Below are 21,647 nucleotides of genomic sequence, written 5' to 3'. Positions count from 1 at the left end.
GAGTACTCGTTATGTTTAACTGAACTTCGAGTTTACGTCTGACTTAATTAAGGGATCACTAAAGAACTACCTGCTAAATAGTCATCTAAATAAGGTGACATACTTACCCGTGAAGGGGGATGGAATGCCAAGGCTCTAGAAGCTGCTAGCAGATAAGCAACTTCTTCGGAACGAATAAAGGCTATGCCGCCTAATAACTCTGTGGATGTTTCAGTGACTCGCTCTATAGCGCGTTGGACTGAATAACGCACAAATAAAGACTGTGCAACTTCAGTGTCAGTGTTGCCAACAAACATAATTGAATGTGCCACAGCTTCCAATGCAGCCATTGCTGCTTCAACTTCACTGGCTAAGAATGCACGCTCGGTAGGTGTACCTTTACCTTGTGCTATTACCCGCTCAACTAGGCTGCTAGCTGCACCCAGGTAAGAAGCTGATAAAAATAACTCAACCCAAATAAAGGCCTTTGCAAGTATGTTTCCTAAGTCTTCTGGTTTACCCAAATAGTAAACAAATTCTTCCGGGACAAAAACTTCGTTTAAAATTACTTCCTCGCTTTCTGCACCTTGAAGTACCCATGTATTCCAGAAAGGTTTACGTTCGATCCCTGGTGAATCTGCGGGGATGATCACTAATGCTAGCTGATCCCCGTCTTCTGATTGACCGGGAATCATGGCACTTGCTGTCAGAAAATCCATTGATGCGGATAAACTACAAGGCTTTTTGCTGCCACTAACTATTAAACCATCGGATACTCGCTGGCACTTCATAGATGGTAACAAGATGCTTGTACCTGTTTTACCTTCAGCGAAGCCAGAAGCTAAATAGAGATTGTTCTCTGCAATAGCGCGAATGAACTCGGCAACGGATTCATCAGCGATACTTTCAAGCAAAGCTGCTACTGTACAATGGTGCATATTAGCAGCGATCGCTAAAGAAGGTGAACGAGTAGCGATCGCTCTTTGAATATGAGTGAGTTGTAAAGGTGTAACACCAGCCCCGCCATATTCACGCGGAATAAGTAATCCTGGGCCGCCAAGTTGACGAAAAATTTCTAGGGCTGGACTCTCTTTACTCTCCAAATCCAACAGAGATTTTGCTTGCAACTGCTCATCAAGAGTAGGGAGGAATTGTTCGAGAGTCGCACGTTCTTTAGATAAAAAATTCATTGTTTAGTTGTTGCTCCCAGAAGTAGTGGGGAATGATATCTTTTCCGGTTGCTCTGAATCTGAGTAAAAGTGTTTCACCCATTCGCGGAATTGGGTGATGCTATGTTCTTCTTTGTAGAGAGGGGGATTCTCCAGAAAGATTTTGTGATCCCAAACCATTGCATCTTTATCAACTTCTTCACAAGCTTTTTTGGTCAGTAGTTCTACGATGAACCGGGTGATGGGAACATTAATGAATTTCTTCAGTTTTGTCACACATAACGCCTCAGCATTTTCTTTATCAATCGGCGTGTGCATACAAACCAATCGCCATTCTAAGACTGTTTTGCCATTTGCTTTGAGCGAGACAAGATTCCGATTGCAACCTAATCCATACTGTTGATATGTAGTATGAAATTCGTTGATCCCCAGCAATTTAGATATAATTGGTATCTGCACTTCATAAGATGCAATATGAGTCCGTAGCAAACCGTCTAATTCTAGAGATTCGCTCAGGACTTTACCAAACCTTGCCCCATGTAAATGGCTAAAATGTGCTGTATCTGAATTATTTTCGGCAATTTCTTGAATAGAACATTTAACGTTGCGTTTATATATTTGAATTGCAGATACCCACTCTCCACCATAAAATTCAGGGAATATCGGCATTTCCCAAGTAGGAGCTTTGCCTTCACTGTGGTAGTAAGTAAAAATTGTCCCATTGAGTTCTGCAACAGGCCATTTACCCATTTTCACGCTCGGATTACAACCGGTGTGAGGGTAAGGAACATGATTGCACTGTCCTCCTTTATCCCAAATCCAACCGTGGTAAGGACATTGGATGCCTTCCCCTTTTACTTCTCCTCCATGACCTAAGTGCGCTCCTAAATGGCGACAGTGAGCATCAAAAATACACGCTTCACCACTTTCTGTGCGAAAGAGGACAATATCCTTGTTAAAGTAACGCAGTGGCTTAACTTCTCCTGGACGCAAGTCTTTGCTAAAGCAAACACGATACCAGCTATTAGGAATTGGGTGGATTCTGATATTGCGATTCAAGCACATAATTGTGACTCTCTGAATATTATTTGAGTTATCTTAGATCCGGCGAATTTTAGATTTTGGATATTTTTGGTAGAGTATCCGCTTTCAAAGTGGGCAGAATAATATTTAATCTAAAATCTAAAATTGATTGACTAACTAAATCTCAGCCATTGATACCAATTCACTAAAATTCTGCAACACATCCCAAACCAGAAACCTTTGTGAATTATGGATTTCTCAATTTTGAATTGCGAATTTTGAATTGGTATCAGAGGATGTCTAAAAATTTTTGGTGTTCTACTTGGTATTTGTAGATTACCATTCCAAAAGATACTAGGAGATATCAGCCGAAATATTTCAGAAATATTTAACAGTGTTGGGTGTTGGTTAAAATTCAAGAGTAAAACACCACACTAATTGCTATAAAAATGTTGGTGCGGCGTTATACCAAACTATACCCCTTATAATTGAGTCAGTGATAGCTGATATCTTTTTTAATACTTTTTAGACATCCTCGGATGACTTACGCTTTTTAGAAATTTGTCATGATATGTGTTAACAAAATATTGTTTTGTTAATTTACATCAATGATTAAGTTTAATTGAATTAACCTTTACCTTGAAGCTGGAAGTAGCATATAGCTATTTATAACAGCTTACACAAAGATATAGGTTTAACCTCAATATATCTTGAGTATTTTCTATCAAAGCGCAAGTTCTATGACTGTACGCCTTATGTAAGTTAAAAATTGCCTAGATTGCACACAGATTTTAGATATTGCTTTCATCAATAATTCTAATCTTATGCACAAACTTTTTTACTTTAACTCACATAAGCTGTGCTGTTGTCATTTCTTCAACTTGTTTTTTGGTTTTGATAATCTCTGCCACCTCAAAACTATAAGCAAAGGCTAAGTCATCATGATAAAGTGAGGCACTTAGCTCAGTATCCCTCTGGAAATTATCTTCTAAATCAGATGGAATTAATTGCTTATTCAAGAAATTTCGATAGCATAATTTTCCTTGATTTTCACTGGTTCTAATGACTTCCTGCATTAAAATTTTAAAAGTTTCTGTGTTGATGCAGCTTGTCACATCTGATAGTGAATACTTATCGATTGAATGCGCTGGCAATTTCTGAATATATTCAATTAGATTGCCTGTCACAATCTCAAATTTTGTAGTTGCTTGACGGATGGCATGATAATTTTCTTCTAGTAAAAAGTGAGGCAGGCAACGTTTTCCTAGATACTTACCGTAGAACATGAAACTAGTCCAGTGATTATCCCTGACTAAATGATGATTGAAAGTATGATCCAATCGTTCTATGAGGTAATCACCAACATTCACATTCATTTCCACGACATATTTAGGATCGTTGAGAATGAGGCTAATAGACAAGGGTGAAAAACCAAGACGAATCAGCGAATGCCAGAGAAAACCAGAGATATGTTTATTGTAAATTTCACGCTGCTCTTCTAAATTGGCAGCGTGAGCAAGTTGCTTCATTTGTCTACCAAAGAGTAGACGCATTGCTGGCGCAACAAATCTTACGTAAAATAATTCGTGACGACCTGCAAACAAAATTCCTGTGTCAATAGCCCAGCGATTGGCTCTAAAATAAGCAGATGCTTGAGGAGATATTTGATCTTCAAACGAACAAAATATTTCCCAGCGATGACGACAATCTTCTACACCAAAAAATTGTAGCAGCTTATCGTATGACAAACTACGAATGGCTGCTAGCTTTAATTCGAGTAAATAATTTTGACCAGGTGCGTAATCTACAGAGATTAATTGTTTGGGATTGCAAGCCAGAAGGCTCAAAGTTCGGCATCCGCTACCCGTTACACAAAGAACTCTATCGTTGGATGTAATCTCTAAGGCTCTTAACTCAGAGTAGGAATCTTCATCGCAGGTACTGTATAGTATCCACTTTTCTTGAGCAGATTTTGGCATAAAACCTTCTTATTTGATTAGCTTGATTACTTCTAGATTTGGAGCTTTTGGCGAATTTGTCTGTACTATCTTGGGACTTCTGGAAATTGAGAAGAGCCAGACAAGATATCAATAATCAACCTCTCCCATTCCAAGAGTGCTTTCACTAGGGGTTTGGGTTAGGTAGGAGGTAGCATGATTGGCACTATTGCAACCACGGCATGGAGAATAAGCATGACCATTTGTGTATCAATTGGTCTTGCATTAAGAATGTTTTGATTAGGGTTCTAGTTATTCGGACTTGAGTAAATTACAGTTTTATTACCTAAAACTTATAACTGCCTCAGCTAGTTCTGTCAACTACTTTTCTCGCATACCCTGGTGGGGTGTCAATCCCACAAATACTATAACAAAGCCGATGAAATGACTGTTGCCAGTATGCAATTGCCATCTTAGTTGTCGCTAGGTGACATGATATCATATGTACAACAATGCGGACTTCCCCATTCCTGTTTGTATAAAATAAGATAAAAAACTTTACTTGGTTTCCCAGAGTGTTTATGTTATTATCACGCAGGTTGGACGTATAATCTTGATACGACCAATATCTGAGGTTTCCCCAACTCGGCGATGTTAGTAAAGCGAGTAACGCGATTTCGTAATTAGAGGCTGATTGTCAATTATGTGGCTTCATTCTCAATAAGCAGCAATCATATTTTGTTATTGATCATGGTTATTGAATAGCCCTTAATGAACTAGGCCAGTCAATATTACTAATTTTGGGTATGTAACAAAATCGCGTTACTCGCGTTGGGTTTAGATTGGTGACAAATTGATGGCGATGCCTGATGGATTCCTACTTGAGCAAAGTGGGTTTTGTTTGTTGTGTCAAATTGCTGGCAAAAATCATAAAAAAAGCTAAAAAAAAGCAAGTTTTCTGAATATACAGGCATACTAAGCAAAAAAACATTGATCTAGATTGTCTTACTTCCTCAGCTATAAAATATTCGCTTATGAATCTTCCTTGGCATGATTTCCAAGACTCTACAGACGGATTTTCCACATTAGTAGAGCTATTGACCTATAGAGTTCAGACTCAACCACAGCAAAAGGCTTACACATTTTTGCGAGATGGAGAAACAGAAGAAGTCAGTCTGACTTATGAAGAATTAGATCAAAAAGCACGAGCGATCGCCTGCCATCTTCAGTCTTTAGGAGCAGAAGGGGAGCGTGCATTACTTTTGTATCCACCAGGTTTAGAGTTTATTACTGCCTTCTTGGGATGTTTATATGCAGGGGTTGTAGCCGTTCCCGCATATCCACCCAGGCAGAATATGAACTTGTTAAGGTTGCAGGCGATCGTTACAGATGCCGAAGCCAGCTTAGTTTTAACAACTTCAGGGTTATTGGCTAACTTGGTAAGTCGCTGGGCAGAAAATCCAGAATTAGCTACTATGCGCTGGTTGGCTACTGATGACATCGACACTCACCTCAGTAACGCTTGGCAACCACCAAAACTAGAAAAAGATAGCCTAGCATTTCTGCAATACACTTCTGGCTCTACGGGAACGCCCAAGGGAGTAATGATCACTCATGGGAATTTGCTAGCCAATCAGCGATCGATCAAGATGGGCTTCGGACATACAGATAAAACAATTTTCGTGGGTTGGTTGCCGTTATTTCACGATATGGGACTGATTGGTAATGTCTTGCAGCCGTTATATTTGGGTATACATTCAGTTCTTATGTCACCAGTAGCTTTTCTGCAAAAGCCTTTGCGTTGGTTGCAAGCTATTTCTCGTTACAAAGCAACTACTAGCGGCGGCCCGAATTTTGCCTATGATCTTTGCATTCGTAAGATCACTGCTGAAGAACTCTCTCGTCTTGATTTGAGCAGTTGGGAAGTTGCTTTTAACGGAGCAGAACCAGTGCGTTCTGAAACCCTAGAGAAGTTTGCTAACTATTTCGCCCCCTGTGGTTTTCGCAAAGAGGCCTTGTATCCTTGCTACGGTATGGCGGAAACAACTTTATTTGTTTCTGGAGGTGTGACCACTTCTCCCCCCGTATTGTGTGGAGTAGACACAGCAGCCTTGGAAGAAAATCAGGTAGTAGCGGCTACCTCACAGGAGGGAACTAGAACAATTGTTGGCTGTGGTCGTACTTGGTTAGATGAAAAAATTATCATTGTCGATCCCCAATCTTTAACTGTATGTCCACCAGATAGAATAGGGGAAATTTGGGTATCAGGCCCTTCTGTTGCTGCTGGCTATTGGAGAAGACCAGAGCAAACCGCAGAAACTTTTCAAGCATACATATCAGATGGAAGTGTTAGCGAAGGGTTAGGAGCATCAGGCCTGTTTCTCCGTACAGGTGACTTAGGCTTTTTACAAGATGGAGAGCTATTTGTCACAGGCAGACTTAAGGATGTTATTATTATCCGGGGACAAAATCATTACCCCCAAGATATTGAGTTAACTGTTCAAAATAGTCATCCAGCACTACGATTAAATTGTGGAGCAGCCTTTACAGTTGAGCAGAAAGGGCAACAACGATTAGTCATTGTGCAAGAGGTAGAACGAACCTCTTTAAGACGCTTAGATATTAAAGAAGTCGTGGGAAATATCACCGAGGCAGTTATAGATAACCACGGATTACAAGTGTATGCCACAGTCTTGATTAAGCCTGGTAGTATTCCTAAGACATCTAGTGGGAAGATTCAGCGTCATGCTTGTCGGCGTGGGTTTTTAGAAGGCAATTTGAATGTAGTAGAAGATTGTAGTAGCAGCGTTCAGCATCAAGCTAACCTGCAAAAGTTAACAACCGATGTTAACTCCCTATTAACAAAAGTCCAAGAAGTTAACTCTGATGTGAAAATAGCCAATATCAAGGAGGGTGCAAAAGCTAATGCACGCCAATAATCAAAGTCAATCCTGGGAAAGTTCAAGTCGTCAACGTGCAGAAGAAATTATCTATTGGTTAAGAAACTATGCCCCAAGACGAATTAATTCCAGGCTCATGGACGAGCGACGATGTATAACTCCTCATATCGTTCTAGACTTTGGTAAAAAGGGTTTGTTAGGAATGCTTGTGCCACAATCATTCGGGGGTATTGGCTTAACTTACTGTGATATGTTTCAAGTTGTGCAACAGCTTGCAGCTATCGATCTCAATTTAGCTTCATTTGTTGGTGTCAACAACGTTCTAGGAATCTATCCAATCCTCAAGTATGGGACACCTGAAATCAAAGAAACCTACTTACCGAACTTAGCTCAAGGCAGAGATTTAGCAGCCTTTGCCATTACAGAACCATCTGCGGGATCTAATCCCAGAGGTATTAAGGCTGAAGCTCATGCAGATGGTAATGGGGGGTGGTTACTAAGTGGTACTAAGATTTGGAGTGGTTCTGCATCTTGGTCAACCATGATTAATACTTTTGCTCATGTGATAGATGAACAAGGCGAATCTTTGGGAGTAACAGCATTTACCATCCCAGAAAATGCTTCAGGATTAAGGCAAGGTGCTGAAGCTCCCACGATGGGAATGCGCGGTATGGTTCAGAATACCGTTCATCTTGAACAAGTGAAAGCCAATCGTGAAAATGTCTTAGGTGAAATTGGCTTGGGTTTTGTAGTTGCTCAGGACGCAATGCAACTGGGACGGTTGGGAATTGCTGTTATGTGTATTGGGGGAATGAAACGTTGCGCTCAACTGATGCTGCGTTATGCAACCCGTCGTTTACTTGGTATGGAACGGTTAATAGAGCAACAAATTACTTTGCAACGTTTGAGTGATTTAACAGCAGCAATTGGCGCGGTTGAGTGCTTAGTAAACTTTATCGCTACATCTCTAGATGAAGGAAAATCGATTCCTCCAGAAGCTTATCTTGTGACAAAAATTATTGCACCCGAATTGATGTGGCAAGCTGCGGATAATCTGATGCAACTGCTAGGTGGACGGGGTTATATTGAATCTAATATTGCGCCCCAAATTTTCAGAGATGCTCGATTGTTTCGGATCTTTGAAGGTCCTACTGAAACTTTGCAAATGCACTTGGGATTGTTAGCTTTATACCATACAAACCAAGTTTGTTCTGTTTTTAAAGATTTTCTGCAAGCTAATGAAATCAGCGATAAATTACAATACACAGCTGAATATTGTATTTCTTCTCTGAAAAATCAAAACCTATCTCGGAGTAGTCATAAAAAACTTAGTAAAATACTGTCTCAAAAGTTGGGAGATGTCGCTGCATGGGGGTTTGTGCTAGCTTGCATTCAAATATCTCATGAAATTCAGCCTTCAAATGAATTAAAACGTATAGAACAATGGGGTCAACAAAATTTTATGGCAAAAGTAGCTCATGCTATGGGTAATAATCTAGCCAACGAGATTGTACTGGATACTAATCAGTTAGAAAATCTAATTAATCAGTATACAGAAATGATTGGTAATGTTGAACAAAACCTGCCTGGAGAAGAAGATAAAATTGATGAATATCTGTGTAATAATATCTAGAACAATTTCAAATTTGTATTAAGCAGTATCACCAAAAAATTAACCAATAAATAAGGTTATAATCGGCTGCAAGTGAAAAGCTAAAAGATAGCAAAATATAATGTTCAAGCAGTAATATATATCTATAAACAAGGAGATTTTTACATGACTCAACTTTTTGATCACAACAACACTACTGAACATGACGAGCAATTTACATCCATAAAAATTAGAGAATGGCTAGTTTCCTATATTGCTGATCTTCTAGAAATTGATTCAGAAGAAATAGATGTAGAAGCTAATTTTTCCCGTTATGGTTTAGACTCATCAGCCGCAGTGATTTTAACGGGAGATTTAGGGAGTTGGCTCGGAAAAGAAATCGAACCAACTATCATGTATGATTACCCGACAATTGCAAATTTAGCAGAATATTTGGGGTAGGGAATCTCAAAAATTGCAAGAGTTAAGATACTCAATAAATTCTCTCATAAATTCAAAAAATATTTGATTATGAGATTTTGGTTTTCTGAGAAATTAAGATACAAGACAAACATAGAATAGAAAATGGTAATAACTCATGATTACTAGCACTCAAACTTCAGCCACTTCTCAATTTAATAAAGTTATCCCTCTCTTGGAGAAAAACTATGGGAATAACCTTGACTCCGACTACACTGAAAGAATCCAAGAACTAGATAAAAACTTTAACTATAGTGCCAACAGTAATGCTTATTGGAGTGAACCAGAACACTCACTGCTTTATGGGACACCACTCTATGAACAAGCATCGCTCTCGCAAAAATTAGCACTCAATCATCTGCATTGGGTATTGTTTTATAAGAGAGTTGCTGATAGTGAAACTGAGCTAATTCATTACAATACCATCACAGCAGACTGCCTTATGGCAGCAAATAGTGATTATAAGATGCTCGTAGAACTGTTAGCTCATGAAACTTACCAAGAACGGCAACACATTCATGCTTTTTCACAAGTAAATTATAAAACTAAGAAAGCTTTACTAGGTAAGAAAGCTCTCGTAAATACCATCTCAGAGGAGATTGCTGCACAGAATAATAAAAGAGTGGAATTTTCTAATTATCTATCCACTGCTGCCAACTTTATCGCTATGATGATGCTCAAAGGTAAAAAGCAATCTCATTGTGATTCTGATAAATATTTGTCATTTCCTACTAACGGATTTTTTAATGGTTTTTCAGGTAAATCAGATGTATCAAGAAAACAGTTTTTTTCCGATAATTGGAAAACCTATCCATTCTTAGCCGCGAATTTCTATGCTGTGCGTTATATGGCTAATCTCCTCTTAAAAAACCACGAATTTGGTATACATCTTTACTACAGAAAATTGCAAAAAAATCATGAATTTATACCAAGTCCAACTACTATATCTCACTACCATTTTTTAGATGAGGCTTTCCATACAACAACTTCTCTATTTCTTGGTAGAGACTTCCATAAATATTTACCAAAGCCATCAAGATATGAAAAATGGATTGCCAATTTAGCTATTTTACAAGCACAGTATGAGAATCTGAATGCTATCTCTGGAATATCAACTAATCGCTTCTTGAGTGATAGTGATGTGATAATTTTTCTGCTGAAACTTTTGCAGAGTCCGGTGTTTGATATGTCTACCCAGGAAGCTATTCATTGGATTGAAAAGTGTCTATGTCATGAGCATGAAGGATTTGATGTTAATCTCAAAGTACATAATAATTTGTTATCAGATTTACGTAAGTTTGCAGAGCAGTTAGACTACTTGTGGCCTGTCAATCGGGAAATGCGTGTCATGGCTTCAGGTGGTTCTATTAAAAAAGCGATCAAAAATAATATCATAGCGTTTCAGCAGTTTTCTCAGACTTACACCTTCATAGGAAATTCTGTAGGTTAGTTGAAATAATATTTGTGATGGGGTTGAACAATGTTCAACCCTGAAAGTATAGATGGATTTCTCATCAAATTAATCATTTAATAAAGCATAAAACCAAGTACTTTTCTCAACTCATATCATGGGTACTCTGTACAGTGTATAAGCCTGATTTTATATAGCAGTTTAAAAAATGGAAGAAAAAATAGCAATTATAGGTGTTGGTTGTCGTTTTCCTGGTGCTGATAATCCTGCATCTTTCTGGGAAATTATATCTAATAAGGTAGATGGAATTAGAGAATTACCATCACGACCCTTTGATTGGAGTAAGTTGCATGAGCATTCTGTAGTTCCTACCACTGGCGAATCAAAAAGCCTATTGGGAGGCTTTTTAGAAAAAGTAGACCACTTTGACCCCCATTTTTTTCAAATTTCGCCTAAAGAGGCAGAACGCTTAGATCCTCAGCAAAGGTTGGTTTTGGAAGTTGCTTGGGAAAGTTTAGAAAATGCGGGAATAGTACCATCAACACAACTGAGTGGCACTCAAACGGGGGTGTTTTTAGGTGCTGCTAACTATGACTACGGGATGGTTTTATCTGAGAAAAATGCTCAAATTAATGCTTACAATGCAGTTGGCACTAGTTTGGGTATTATTGCTAATCGCTTATCCTATCTATTAAATCTACGAGGACCTAGTTTAGTCATAGACACGGCTTGTTCTTCTTCACTGGTAGCACTTCATTACGCTTGTCAAAGTTTGTTGAGTGGAGAATCTAATCTGTGTCTGACTGGGGGAGTTAACCTGATTTTGTCATCCCAAGCAACAATCTCTCTCTCCCACGCCCAAATGATAGCAGCAGACGGTCGTTGCAAAAGCTTTGATGCGGCGGCGGATGGATTTGTGCGGGGAGAGGGATGTGGAATTATAGTCCTCAAACGCCTGTCTGATGCACTTAGAGATGGAGACAACATTCAGGCGATTATTAGCGGTTCAGCAGTTAACCAAGATGGACTGACTAATGGACTGACAGCCCCCAATGGGCCTGCTCAACAAGCAGTTATCCGCCAAGCTTTAGTTAATGCTGGGGTGAAAGCATCACAGATAAGCTATGTTGAGACTCAAGGTACAGGAACATCTTTGGGAGACACCATTGAGGTAAATTCTCTCAAAGCAGTGCTGATGGAAGGTAGGGAAGCAAATCAACCTTGTTGGATTGGTTCAGTCAAGACGAATATAGGTCATTTGGAAGCTGCTGGCGGGATTGCAGGTTTAATCAAAGTAGTTTTGTCGCTACAACATGGTGAGATTCCACCTCATCTGCATTTGAAAGAGTTAAATCCTTATATTAAAATCAAAGACACTCCTATTAAAATTCCTACAGAGAGCCAACAATGGCCAGCCCAAGGGCAACCCAGATTAGCAGGTGTTAGTGCCTTTGGTTTTGGTGGTACTAATGCTCATGTAATTTTAGAAGAAGCACCGCCTCAAGTAAAAAATCAAAATTTGGGAGAGCGTTCTTGTCATCTGTTGACTTTATCAGCAAAAACTGAACCAGCTTTACAAGCATTGGTGAGTCGCTATCAAAGTCACCTTGAGGCTAATCCACAGCTAGAATTAGCAGATATTTGTTATACAGCAAATACAGGAAGGGAGCATTTTCAGCATCGTTTAGCAGTTGTCATTGACTCAAAAGAGCAATTAATTGCACAACTAGCTGCTTTTGCTACAGGAAAAAATACTACTGGATTGTTCAGCAATCAAGCAAGTAAAAAGCGGTCGAAAATCACCTTCTTATTTACTGGACAAAGCTCCCAGTATATCAACATGGGACGGCAACTCTACGACACTCAGCCGATATTCCGCCAAACTATTGAGCAGTGTCATGAGATTTTAAGCCCCTATTTGGAGCATTCTTTATTAGAAATACTGTATCCTGACCCAGCTAAAGAAGAAATTGCATCCTCATTATTGAATCAAACCGCCTACACTCAACCCGCCTTATTTGCCGTTGAATATGCTCTGTATCAACTTTGGCAGTCTTGGGGGATACAGCCAGATGCAGTTATGGGGCATGATGTCGGCGAGTATGTAGCCGCAACTGTGGCAGGAGTTTTCAGCTTAGAAGATGCGCTCAAACTCATTGCCCATCGAGGAAGATTGATGCAAGAGTTACCATCTAGTGGCGAGATGGTGTCAGTGATAGCTTCAGAGGATGTGGTGGGAGAAACCATTGCACCATTTTATGAGAGAGTGGCGATCGCCGCAGTTCATGGATCTGACAATACTGTTATTGGTCAAAAATTAGAATTACAGGGAGTCAAGACGGAACAGTTACAGGTATCCCATGCCTCTGATTCTCCCTTGATGACAGCAATATTGGCAGAGTTTTCAGCTATAGCCAATCAAATTACCTACAATCACCCCCAAATTAAATTAGTATCCAATGTCACCGGAAAACTTGCTGATGATGATATAAGAACAGCGCAATACTGGGTGAATCATCTATCTGGTGCAGTGCAGTTTGCTCACGGTATGCAGACATTACATCAGCTGGGATGTCAAGTATTCTTAGAGATTGGTTCTCAGCCGACTCTATGGGAGAGTTTAATAGATAGTCAGGGTGTTTGGTTGCCGTCTTTGCGTCCTGGTTTTGACGACTTGCAGGTGATGCTCTCTAATTTAGGACAGTTATATACAACCGGATACAAGGTAGACTGGGCAGGACTTGACGGTGATGATCAGCGCACAAAAGTTACACTACCTACCTATCCGTTTCAAAGAGAGAAATATTGGATTGAAACAGATAGTATACAATCTCACAAGCAATATCAGCCAAAAATTACATATTTCCACCCCTTACTGGGTGAAAAACTACGCCTAGCAGGTTCACAAAAGCAGCGTTTTCAAGCTGAATTAAGTATAGCTGAACCTGCTTATCTCAGTGACCATCGACTGTTTAATAAACCAATATTACCTGCTACAGCCTACTTAGAGATGGCTTTAGCAGCAGGAGCAACAGTTTTTAAATCAGATAATTTAATTCTGGAAGATGTCAATATCTATCAAGCCTTAGTTTTTTCAGAAAATCAAGATCAGACAGTTCAAATAGTTTTAAAACCTCTACAAATCAATACTTACCAATTTGAAATTTTCAGCTTCAGCACAGCAGCCAATCTAGATAATCAATCTTTTAGCCTCCATGCCTCTGGTAAAGTCTTAAAGGGCGAAGATAACCCAAATGTTAGTGTTATTAACTTATCTAAATTACAACAGGAATATACTGAAAAAGTTCCGGTTGAAATTTTATATCGAGAACTAGAAGCACAAGGGATGATGTATGGGCGAAGTTTTCAAGCTGTCAAAAGCCTGTCTAGAAGTCAAGAAAAAACTCTCGCTTTTATGGAATTATCACCAGAGATTGCCCAGGAAGCGGAAAAATACAAAATACATCCTGCCTTACTAGATTCTTGCTTACATTCAGTATATGGTTTAACACTGGATCTCGATAGTTCTAGTGTTATGAATATCTATCTGCCAATTAAGATAGAGCGTTTAAAACTATATCGTAGCTCCAGTTGTAAATTGTGGAGTCAAGTAGAAATATCCCACAAGGATAACAGGAATCAAGATGCTTTAACTTCTAATGTTTTACTGTTTGATGAAAATGGAATTGTAGTAGCTGAAATTGCAGGTTTAATTGGTAAACAATTCACTCGCCAAGCTGTTTTAAGTATTCTGCAAAATATTGAAGTACAACAACAAAAAACCAAAACATCGAATCTAAAAGTTTGGCAAAAGATACAAGTCGCAGAAAAAAGCGATCGCCTAAATTTATTAATAGCTTATCTGCAAGAGCAAATCGGCAGAATTTTAGGATATAAAGGCACTCAATTGCCCAGTCCAGAGCAAGGCTTTTTTGAGATGGGCATGGATTCCTTAATGGTGATGGAGTTGCGAAATCAAATTCAAACGGATTTTAAAATAGATATTGCGATCGCCACATTCATGGAAGAAGCCACCATTGCAGCTCTATCAACTAAGCTCAATCATCAACTATTTTCGACAAATATTACTCAAACAATGGAGCTAGAAAGTAATCATCAATTTCAGCTAGAAAATGACCAAGATAGTGAATGGATTGAGATAGAAATATGATAGCAGAATTGTTACAAGACCTGGCTTTAAAAGGAGTTAAGTTAGCACCTAACGGCGAAAAACTGCGGATTGGCGGCTTTAAGTCAATTCTAACTCCTGATGTGATTGCTCAACTACAAGAGCATAAAACTGAAATTCTAGATATCCTGCATGATTCTCCAGATATTTTAAATGTTTATCCCCTCTCCTATGGTCAACAAGCCATGTGGTTTTTGTGGCAACTAGCACCTGAGAGTGGATTTTATAACGTAGCATTGACCTGTCGTATCTGTTCCTCTGTGAATGTTACGACTTTGCAAAAGACTTTCCAAACTCTCATGGAACGTCATCCGCAACTGCGTAGTAATTTTCCCAAACAAGGTAATAAGCCAGTTCAAAAGATTAATCAAACCCTGTCACCAAACTTTCAGCAAATAAATGCTTCCACTTGGAGCGAGGCGGAACTTGATGAGAGAGTTTTTCAAACGTCTCAGAAACCATTTGACCTTCAAAATGGGTCGGTAATGCGGGTGAATTTATTCACTAAGTCTGAGCAAGAACATATTTTATTGCTGACAGTACATCATATTGTAATTGATGCTTGGTGTCTGCCATTACTCATGGAGGAGATCATCACGCTCTATCCTGCTCTAGAGTCAGGGGTTCAGCCAAACCTCACACCTCTCAAGCACTCCTACATTGATTACGTACGTTGGCAAAGAAAATTACTAACCAGTGATGAGGGAGAGAAACTTTGGCAGTACTGGCAAAAAAAACTATCAGGAGAGTTACCTGTACTCAACTTACCCACAGATAGGCCAAGACCACCCATACAAACCTATAACGGTGCTTCTCATAAATTCCAACTATCTCCAAAGCTGACAGAACAACTCAAGCAGCTAGCTCAAACCCAAAGTGCAACTCAATCTATGGTTCTGCTAGCGGCATTTCAGATTCTTTTATATCGTTACACCGGACAGGAAGATATTTTAGTCGGTGTTCCCACTGCCGGTAGAACTAAATCTGAATTTATGCCACTAGTTGGCTACTTTGTTGATCCTGTGGTGATGCGGGTGAATTTTTCAGAGAGTCCTAGTTTTCAGGAATTTCTCTCCCAAACTCGTCAAACAGTATCCGAAGCATTAGCACATCAAGATTTTCCCTTTGCTTTACTGGTAGAGAGATTACAATCAAAGCGTGATCCTAGCCGTTCGCCTATCTTCCAGGCTTTATTTAACTTTATTTTGCAAAACTTACGGCAGTTTGAATATAGTCAACAATTATTATTAGGTGGTGAAGTAGATCGAGAAGGATTTAAACTCAAACCTTACGAAATGACCCAGATGGAGGGGCAGTTTGATCTAGACTTGATGATGGCAGAAGGAAATGGGGATTTAGTCGGGTTTTTCAGGTATAACACAGACTTATTTGATGAACGGACTATTGCCCAAATGGCAAGTCATTTCCAAAATTTATTAGCAGCAATTGTAGCCAATCCACAGCAAAAAATTAGTCAACTGCCGCTTTTATCTGAAACTGAACAACAGCAGATATTAATACTCTGTCAAGACCCTACTATCAAGGCGCAAAATAATAGATTTATTTCTCCTGAATGGGCAGATAATTCAGCAATTTATGTATTAGATCAACATGGAAAATTGCTGCCTTTTGGTGTTGAAGGCGAGATTTATATTAGCAACAAAAATCACTTGCAGCCGCAACAAACTGCAACTGAAGTTTTAGAACACCCCTTATTAGGCAGTTTACTCAGAACTCAAACATGGGGTCGTCTACGTCGAGATGGATCTTTAGAGGTATTAGGATTAACACATAGACAAGCCTGGATTAGTGGATACCGGATCAATTTCCAAAGGATAGAACAGGAGTTACTAGCAATTTCTGGTATACAAGATTGTTATGTTCTAGCACGGGAGGGTAAACTCGTTGCTTATGTAGTTAGCTCAAAATCTTTATCAAGCGAGTCTATCACTGCTAACTTACAGGCTAAGTTGCCTGATTATATGTTGCCAGTTGCCTATGTGCAAGTATCAAGTTTACCGTTAACACCAACAGGCCAAATTGATGAGCAGGTTTTGACGGCTTTAGAAGTAATTGATACCAAACTTCTAGATAAATGGCAGCAACAATTAAACAGCCATCCCGAAATTGAGCAAGCCGTAGTTATTGCTAGTCCACGTCAAACAACGTCACCCCCACCACTGCACTTAGGAAAATTACTACCACCAGGAACAAATAACACAGCAATTTCTTTACCAATTGCAGAAACAGCTTCTATTGTTGGTCTTATTCCTACGGAAAAACCACCATTGACAACACCCGCACTTAGCGATGGTGGTGTTCTGCACATTCCAGAAGATGCTCCCAAGACTTTAACCGCAGCATTAATTGAAACTGCAACTCGATGCAAAGACCAAGGTATTACTTACATCTCTGCAAAAGGTGAAAAGCAATTGCAAACATACCCTAGCCTCTTAGATGAGGCTAAACGCATTCTTAACGGTTTGCGAAATCAAGGGTTGCAACCAGGACAACGAGTTATTTTGCAAATTGCATCACTGCGAGATTATTTTCCCACCTTATGGGGTTGTATTCTCGGAGGGATTCAACCTGTAACTGTAGCGGTAGCTCCGACTTACACAGAGAAAAATGCCGTTGTCAATAAGCTATATAATACATGGGAATTGCTAGAACATCCTTGTATTTTAGCAAGTGATGCTTTGGTTGAACCTCTGGAAAATCTGCGTTCTTTGTTCAACATACCAGAATTAAAAATCTGTTCTGTAGGAGAGTTAAGAAATTATTCAGCGACATCAAAATTGTATCCCAGTCGTCCTGATGAAGTAGCTTTCTTACAACTAACTTCTGGTAGTACCGGAGTTCCTAAGTGTATTCAAGAAACTCATCAAGGGATTATTGCCCATATCCATGCAGCTAAACAATTCAATGAATATGGGAATGAAGATATTAGCCTGAATTGGTTGCCTGTTGATCATGTTGTGCCTATCTTAACTTGTCACTTCAAAGATGTATATTTGGGTTGCCAACAAGTTGAAGTAGAGACAGGAGTTATCTTAGCTAACCCCTTAAAATGGTTAGATTTGATAGAGGAGTATCGAGTTTCTCACAGTTGGTGTCCTAACTTTGGATTTAAGTTAATTAGTGAAGCACTGGCAAAAAATTCGGGTAAAAATTGGAATCTTTCCTCAGTTAAATTCTTGATGAATGCCGGGGAACAAGTCACCCCTAGAGTTGTCCGAGAATTTTTATCTAGCGTTGCGCCTTTTGGTATTTCTTCTCAAGTTATGCAACCGGCATTTGGTATGGCGGAAGTTTGTACTTGCATGACTTATCAAAATCAGTTTAACCAGGAAACTGATATCTATCGGATTAAAAAATCTTCGGTTGGTGGTTTGTTAGAACAAACAACAGATTCTAGCGTAGATGCAATTGAGTTTACTGACTTGGGTTTACCAGTTCCCGGAGTACAAATTCGCATCACTGATAGCGAAAATTCCCTATTACCAGAAGGTGTAATTGGGCGTTTACAAATTAAAGGAAAAGTAGTTACGCCAGGTTATTTAAATAATACCAAAGCTAATGCAGAAGCCTTTGTGGGAGACGGTTGGTTTAATTCAGGAGACTTAGGATTTATTCTCAATGGTCATCTGGTTTTGACTGGACGAGAGAAAGAAGTCATCATCATTAACGGAGCGAATTATTACTGCTATGAAATTGAAGATATTGTCAATGGCATTGCAGGTGTAGCTCCTACTTATGCAGGTGCTTGTGCCTTCTCAAATCCACAAACTGGAACTGAAGGATTAGCAATTTTCTTTTCACCTGAACAAGCAACCTCTCAACTTGACTTGGAAGTAATTCAGAGCATTAAAAAACAAGTTAGTTCTCAGTTAGGAATTAGCCCTTATTATGTCATTCCTGTGCATCGCCAGGAATTTCCTAAGACTACTAGTGGTAAAATTCAGCGTTCTCAATTGAGAAAAAAACTAGAGGCTGGTGATTTTAATTCAGTAATTGCAGAGATTGAAATTCAATTAGGCAAGAATACGATTCCTGATTGGTTTTATCAGAAAGTTTGGTGTGAGAAACAGGCGCGAATTAATCCGATTTCCACGGTTAAACAAGCGGTAATAGTCTTTGTTGATCAGTTAGAGTTAGGAGAATCAGTTTGTCAAAGACTGAAAGCTCAAGGTTATGCTTGCATTAAAGTTGAGGCAGGAAATAGTTTTGCTCAAATTAGCAGTGAATATTATGTAATTAATCCTGCCTATGAGGAAGATTATCAACTGTTAATTCAAGCATTAAGAAATCACAATTATACCATCGGTCATATTTTCCATCTGTGGAATTATCAAATCTATCAAGATGGTATTTCTAACCTGGAAGCTCTCCAAGATAGTCAACAACTAGGACTTTACAGCTTACTGTTTTTAGTGAAAGCACTAGAGCAGGGGCATGAAACAAAAGAGCCTGTACAGTTGTTATTTGTAGCGAGTGACAGTCAATCTATTTTAGCAACTGATGCGATCGCCTATCACAAAGCCACAGTTTTAGGTTTCCTCAGAACCATTCCCCAAGAAATACCTTGGTTGGAATGTCGTCATATTGATTTACCCGTGGCGGCACTGGAAATTAATAGAACTCATTTACTAGCGGAGTTTTCTGCCTTAACTTCAGATCCTGAAGTCGCTTACAGAAAGGGGCAACGCTTAGTTCCTCATCTGCAAAAGACAGATTTTAGTCAACAACCACAGCAACCACTGTCATTTATAAAGGGTGGAGTCTATATCATCACCGGTGGACTAGGCGGTATTGGCGTTAAAGTTGCTAGGTATTTATTAGAACATTACCAAGCTCGTTTGTTGTTAATTGGGCGCACACCTTTACCAGATGAAAGCACTTGGCATAATTATCAAGGTGGTGAAGATCAACTCTCACTCAAGATTCAAGCTTATCAACAGTTAAGACAACTTCCCGGTTCGGTTCTCTATCAAGCTGTTGATATCTGCAATGTCACCGAGATGCAACAGACGCTAGAGTTAGTATCATACCAGTGGGAAACCCAAATTGATGGCGTAATTCATCTAGCGGGAGTTCTTGAGGAGGAATTAATAGTATCTACAACCCCAGAAAACTTAACAGCCAAATTGCAACAGAAGGTGATAGGAACTTGGGTACTACATCACCTGCTGCAACACCAAAATCATGGTTTCTTCCTACACTTTTCCTCAGTTAATAGTTTCTTTGGAGGCACAGGTGTGGCAGCTTATGCAGCCGCGAATAGTTTCCAAGAAGCTTTTAGCGCGTATCAAAAACAACATAGTTCCTGGGAAAGCTATTGCTTGAGTTGGAGTATGTGGGACGAAACGGGAATGAGTCGTGGCTATCCCATGAAAGAACTCAGTCAAGCAAAAGGCTACTGTGCTATTTCACCCTCTCAAGGGATGGATTCTTTGTTAATAGCTTTAGCTCATCGTTGTAGCAATCTTTTCATCGGATTAGATGCAGGCAAGTCCCATATTCAGCGATTTACCTTAGACTGCCAAAGTTTACAACAATTAACAGCTTTATTCACAGCTAAGAATCGGGAATTATCGATAGAGTCATGGCATCAAAGTAGTATAGCCGATCGCTTCGGGACTTTAACCCACTGTCATTTTGTGCAACTCGATGAAATGCCTTTGACAGATGCGGGGGAAGTTGACATAACACAGTTAACCTATACTTACACAGGATTCAAGGTTAGTGAACAAACAGCACCACGCAATCAGATTGAACGCCAGTTAGCTGACATCTTTCAAAATGTCCTGGGGCTGGAAAAAATCGGTATTCATGATAACTTCTTTGAATTAGGTGGTCATTCGGTACTAGCAGCGCAAATCGTGTCTCAGATACAAGAGACTTTTGGATCTGATCTGCCGGTGTGGGTGCTGTTCCAGTCTTCCACCATTGCCGAACTAGCCGAAGTGATTGCCAAGCCGGATGTATCATCACAAGCAACGGCAAATAATCAGCATATAGAAGAAGCTCTCCAAGCTTATCCTTGTTTAGTTCCTATTAAACCAGGTGGTAGCAAGCGGCCTTTCTTCTGGATTCACCCGATGGCTAGTTTTGTCTTTCCCTATTACCCTGTAGCCTATCAACTGGGTTCTGATCACCCTGTGTATGGGATACAATCACCAGGATTAACGGGAGATCAACAGCCTTTAAAGCGAGTGGAAGACATGGCTGCTCATTACCTGGAAGCCATCCGTGCAGTTCAGCCTGAAGGCCCATACTTACTATCAGGTTGGTCATTAGGTGCTTACGTTGCCTATGAAATGGCTGTTCGACTCCAACAAGTGAATCAGGAAGTAGAGTTATTAGTCATGATTGATATTCCCCCTGATTTGAAAACCGGCTACAAAGCTAGGGATTTGGGGAGAATAGCTGGTTTATTAGTTAGTTTCCAAGATAACTTACCTTGGGTCTATGATTACCTGGCACTAATTAGGGTGAGAGAACCCTTATCTTTGCAACCATCCGCAAGCAATCATGAAAGTCAAGGTATAATCAAACGGATGCTCTCATCTTTGGGACATCGTTCTGAAAAGATTCGGGTTGCGAGTAAAGATACCCAGTCGATGACTCGAAAAGAGCAAATTCGTGTCACGATTCGTCTATGGCAGATGGTGTTTGGTAATGTTGCAGCTTTGTATCGTTACACAGCACCAGCTTATGATGGCAAGATAGTCCTTTTGAAAACCAGCGATATCCAGTTAGATCAAGATGAAACTTGGGGTTGGCGTGACTTGGTAAAAGGTGGTGTCGATGTACATGATGTACCTGGTAATCATCTCAACTTACTTCGACATCCCCACGCGTCTGCGATCGCCAAAATCCTGAGAAGATACCTTGATTCTCTGGGAAATACACAATCTCATTGAGATTATGACTAGAATTGACTAGTGAAGTCCTAGTTTATACCC

At 39.6% G+C, this 21,647-nt stretch carries 9 protein-coding genes; 6 read left to right on the top strand and 3 right to left on the bottom strand.

Features of this window, described 5'->3' with window-relative positions:
* Nucleotides 1–47: 47 nt before the first annotated feature.
* From ACPZ3T_RS11765 to ACPZ3T_RS11755, 3 genes are all read right to left on the bottom strand, one after another.
* Entirely contained in the window at nucleotides 48–1,169 is a 1,122-nt protein-coding gene (locus tag ACPZ3T_RS11765) for an acyl-CoA dehydrogenase family protein (RefSeq protein ID WP_490276430.1), read from the bottom strand.
* Between the two features lie 3 nt (nucleotides 1,170–1,172).
* Entirely contained in the window at nucleotides 1,173–2,213 is a 1,041-nt protein-coding gene (locus ACPZ3T_RS11760; protein WP_490276428.1) for a Rieske 2Fe-2S domain-containing protein, read from the bottom strand.
* Between the two features lie 806 nt (nucleotides 2,214–3,019).
* Nucleotides 3,020–4,150 (bottom strand): DUF3419 family protein, encoded by a 1,131-nt coding sequence (locus ACPZ3T_RS11755; protein ID WP_490276426.1) that lies wholly within the window; start codon nucleotides 4,148–4,150, stop codon nucleotides 3,020–3,022.
* Nucleotides 4,151–5,142: 992 nt separating this feature from the next.
* Between ACPZ3T_RS11755 and ACPZ3T_RS11750 the strand changes: the two genes are divergently transcribed.
* The 6 genes from ACPZ3T_RS11750 to ACPZ3T_RS11725 all read left to right on the top strand — a co-directional run bounded on the left by ACPZ3T_RS11750 (nucleotide 5,143) and on the right by ACPZ3T_RS11725 (nucleotide 21,605).
* Nucleotides 5,143–7,047: an AMP-binding protein gene (locus ACPZ3T_RS11750; RefSeq protein ID WP_490276424.1), complete on the top strand. Its 1,905-nt coding sequence runs from the start codon at nucleotides 5,143–5,145 to the stop codon at nucleotides 7,045–7,047.
* Nucleotides 7,034–8,641, top strand: coding sequence for an acyl-CoA dehydrogenase family protein (locus ACPZ3T_RS11745; protein WP_490276422.1), 1,608 nt, complete (start codon nucleotides 7,034–7,036; stop codon nucleotides 8,639–8,641). The genes ACPZ3T_RS11750 and ACPZ3T_RS11745 overlap by 14 nt, the downstream gene beginning before the upstream one ends.
* A gap of 144 nt (nucleotides 8,642–8,785) precedes the next feature.
* The gene (locus tag ACPZ3T_RS11740) at nucleotides 8,786–9,061 is read left to right on the top strand and encodes an acyl carrier protein (RefSeq protein ID WP_490276420.1); all 276 of its coding nucleotides are present in this window, start codon (nucleotides 8,786–8,788) and stop codon (nucleotides 9,059–9,061) included.
* Nucleotides 9,062–9,197: 136 nt separating this feature from the next.
* The gene (locus ACPZ3T_RS11735; RefSeq protein ID WP_490276418.1) at nucleotides 9,198–10,529 is read left to right on the top strand and encodes a hypothetical protein; all 1,332 of its coding nucleotides are present in this window, start codon (nucleotides 9,198–9,200) and stop codon (nucleotides 10,527–10,529) included.
* Nucleotides 10,530–10,698: 169 nt separating this feature from the next.
* Nucleotides 10,699–14,661, top strand: coding sequence for a beta-ketoacyl synthase N-terminal-like domain-containing protein (locus tag ACPZ3T_RS11730; protein WP_490276416.1), 3,963 nt, complete (start codon nucleotides 10,699–10,701; stop codon nucleotides 14,659–14,661).
* Entirely contained in the window at nucleotides 14,658–21,605 is a 6,948-nt protein-coding gene (locus ACPZ3T_RS11725; RefSeq protein ID WP_490276414.1) for a condensation domain-containing protein, read from the top strand. The genes ACPZ3T_RS11730 and ACPZ3T_RS11725 overlap by 4 nt, the downstream gene beginning before the upstream one ends.
* Nucleotides 21,606–21,647: the final 42 nt, after the last annotated feature.

It is taken from the genome of Aliinostoc maniaoense (genome assembly GCF_058172895.1).
Note: the sequence above shows the minus strand (reverse complement) of the source record. Positions and strands in the feature narration are given on the sequence as shown.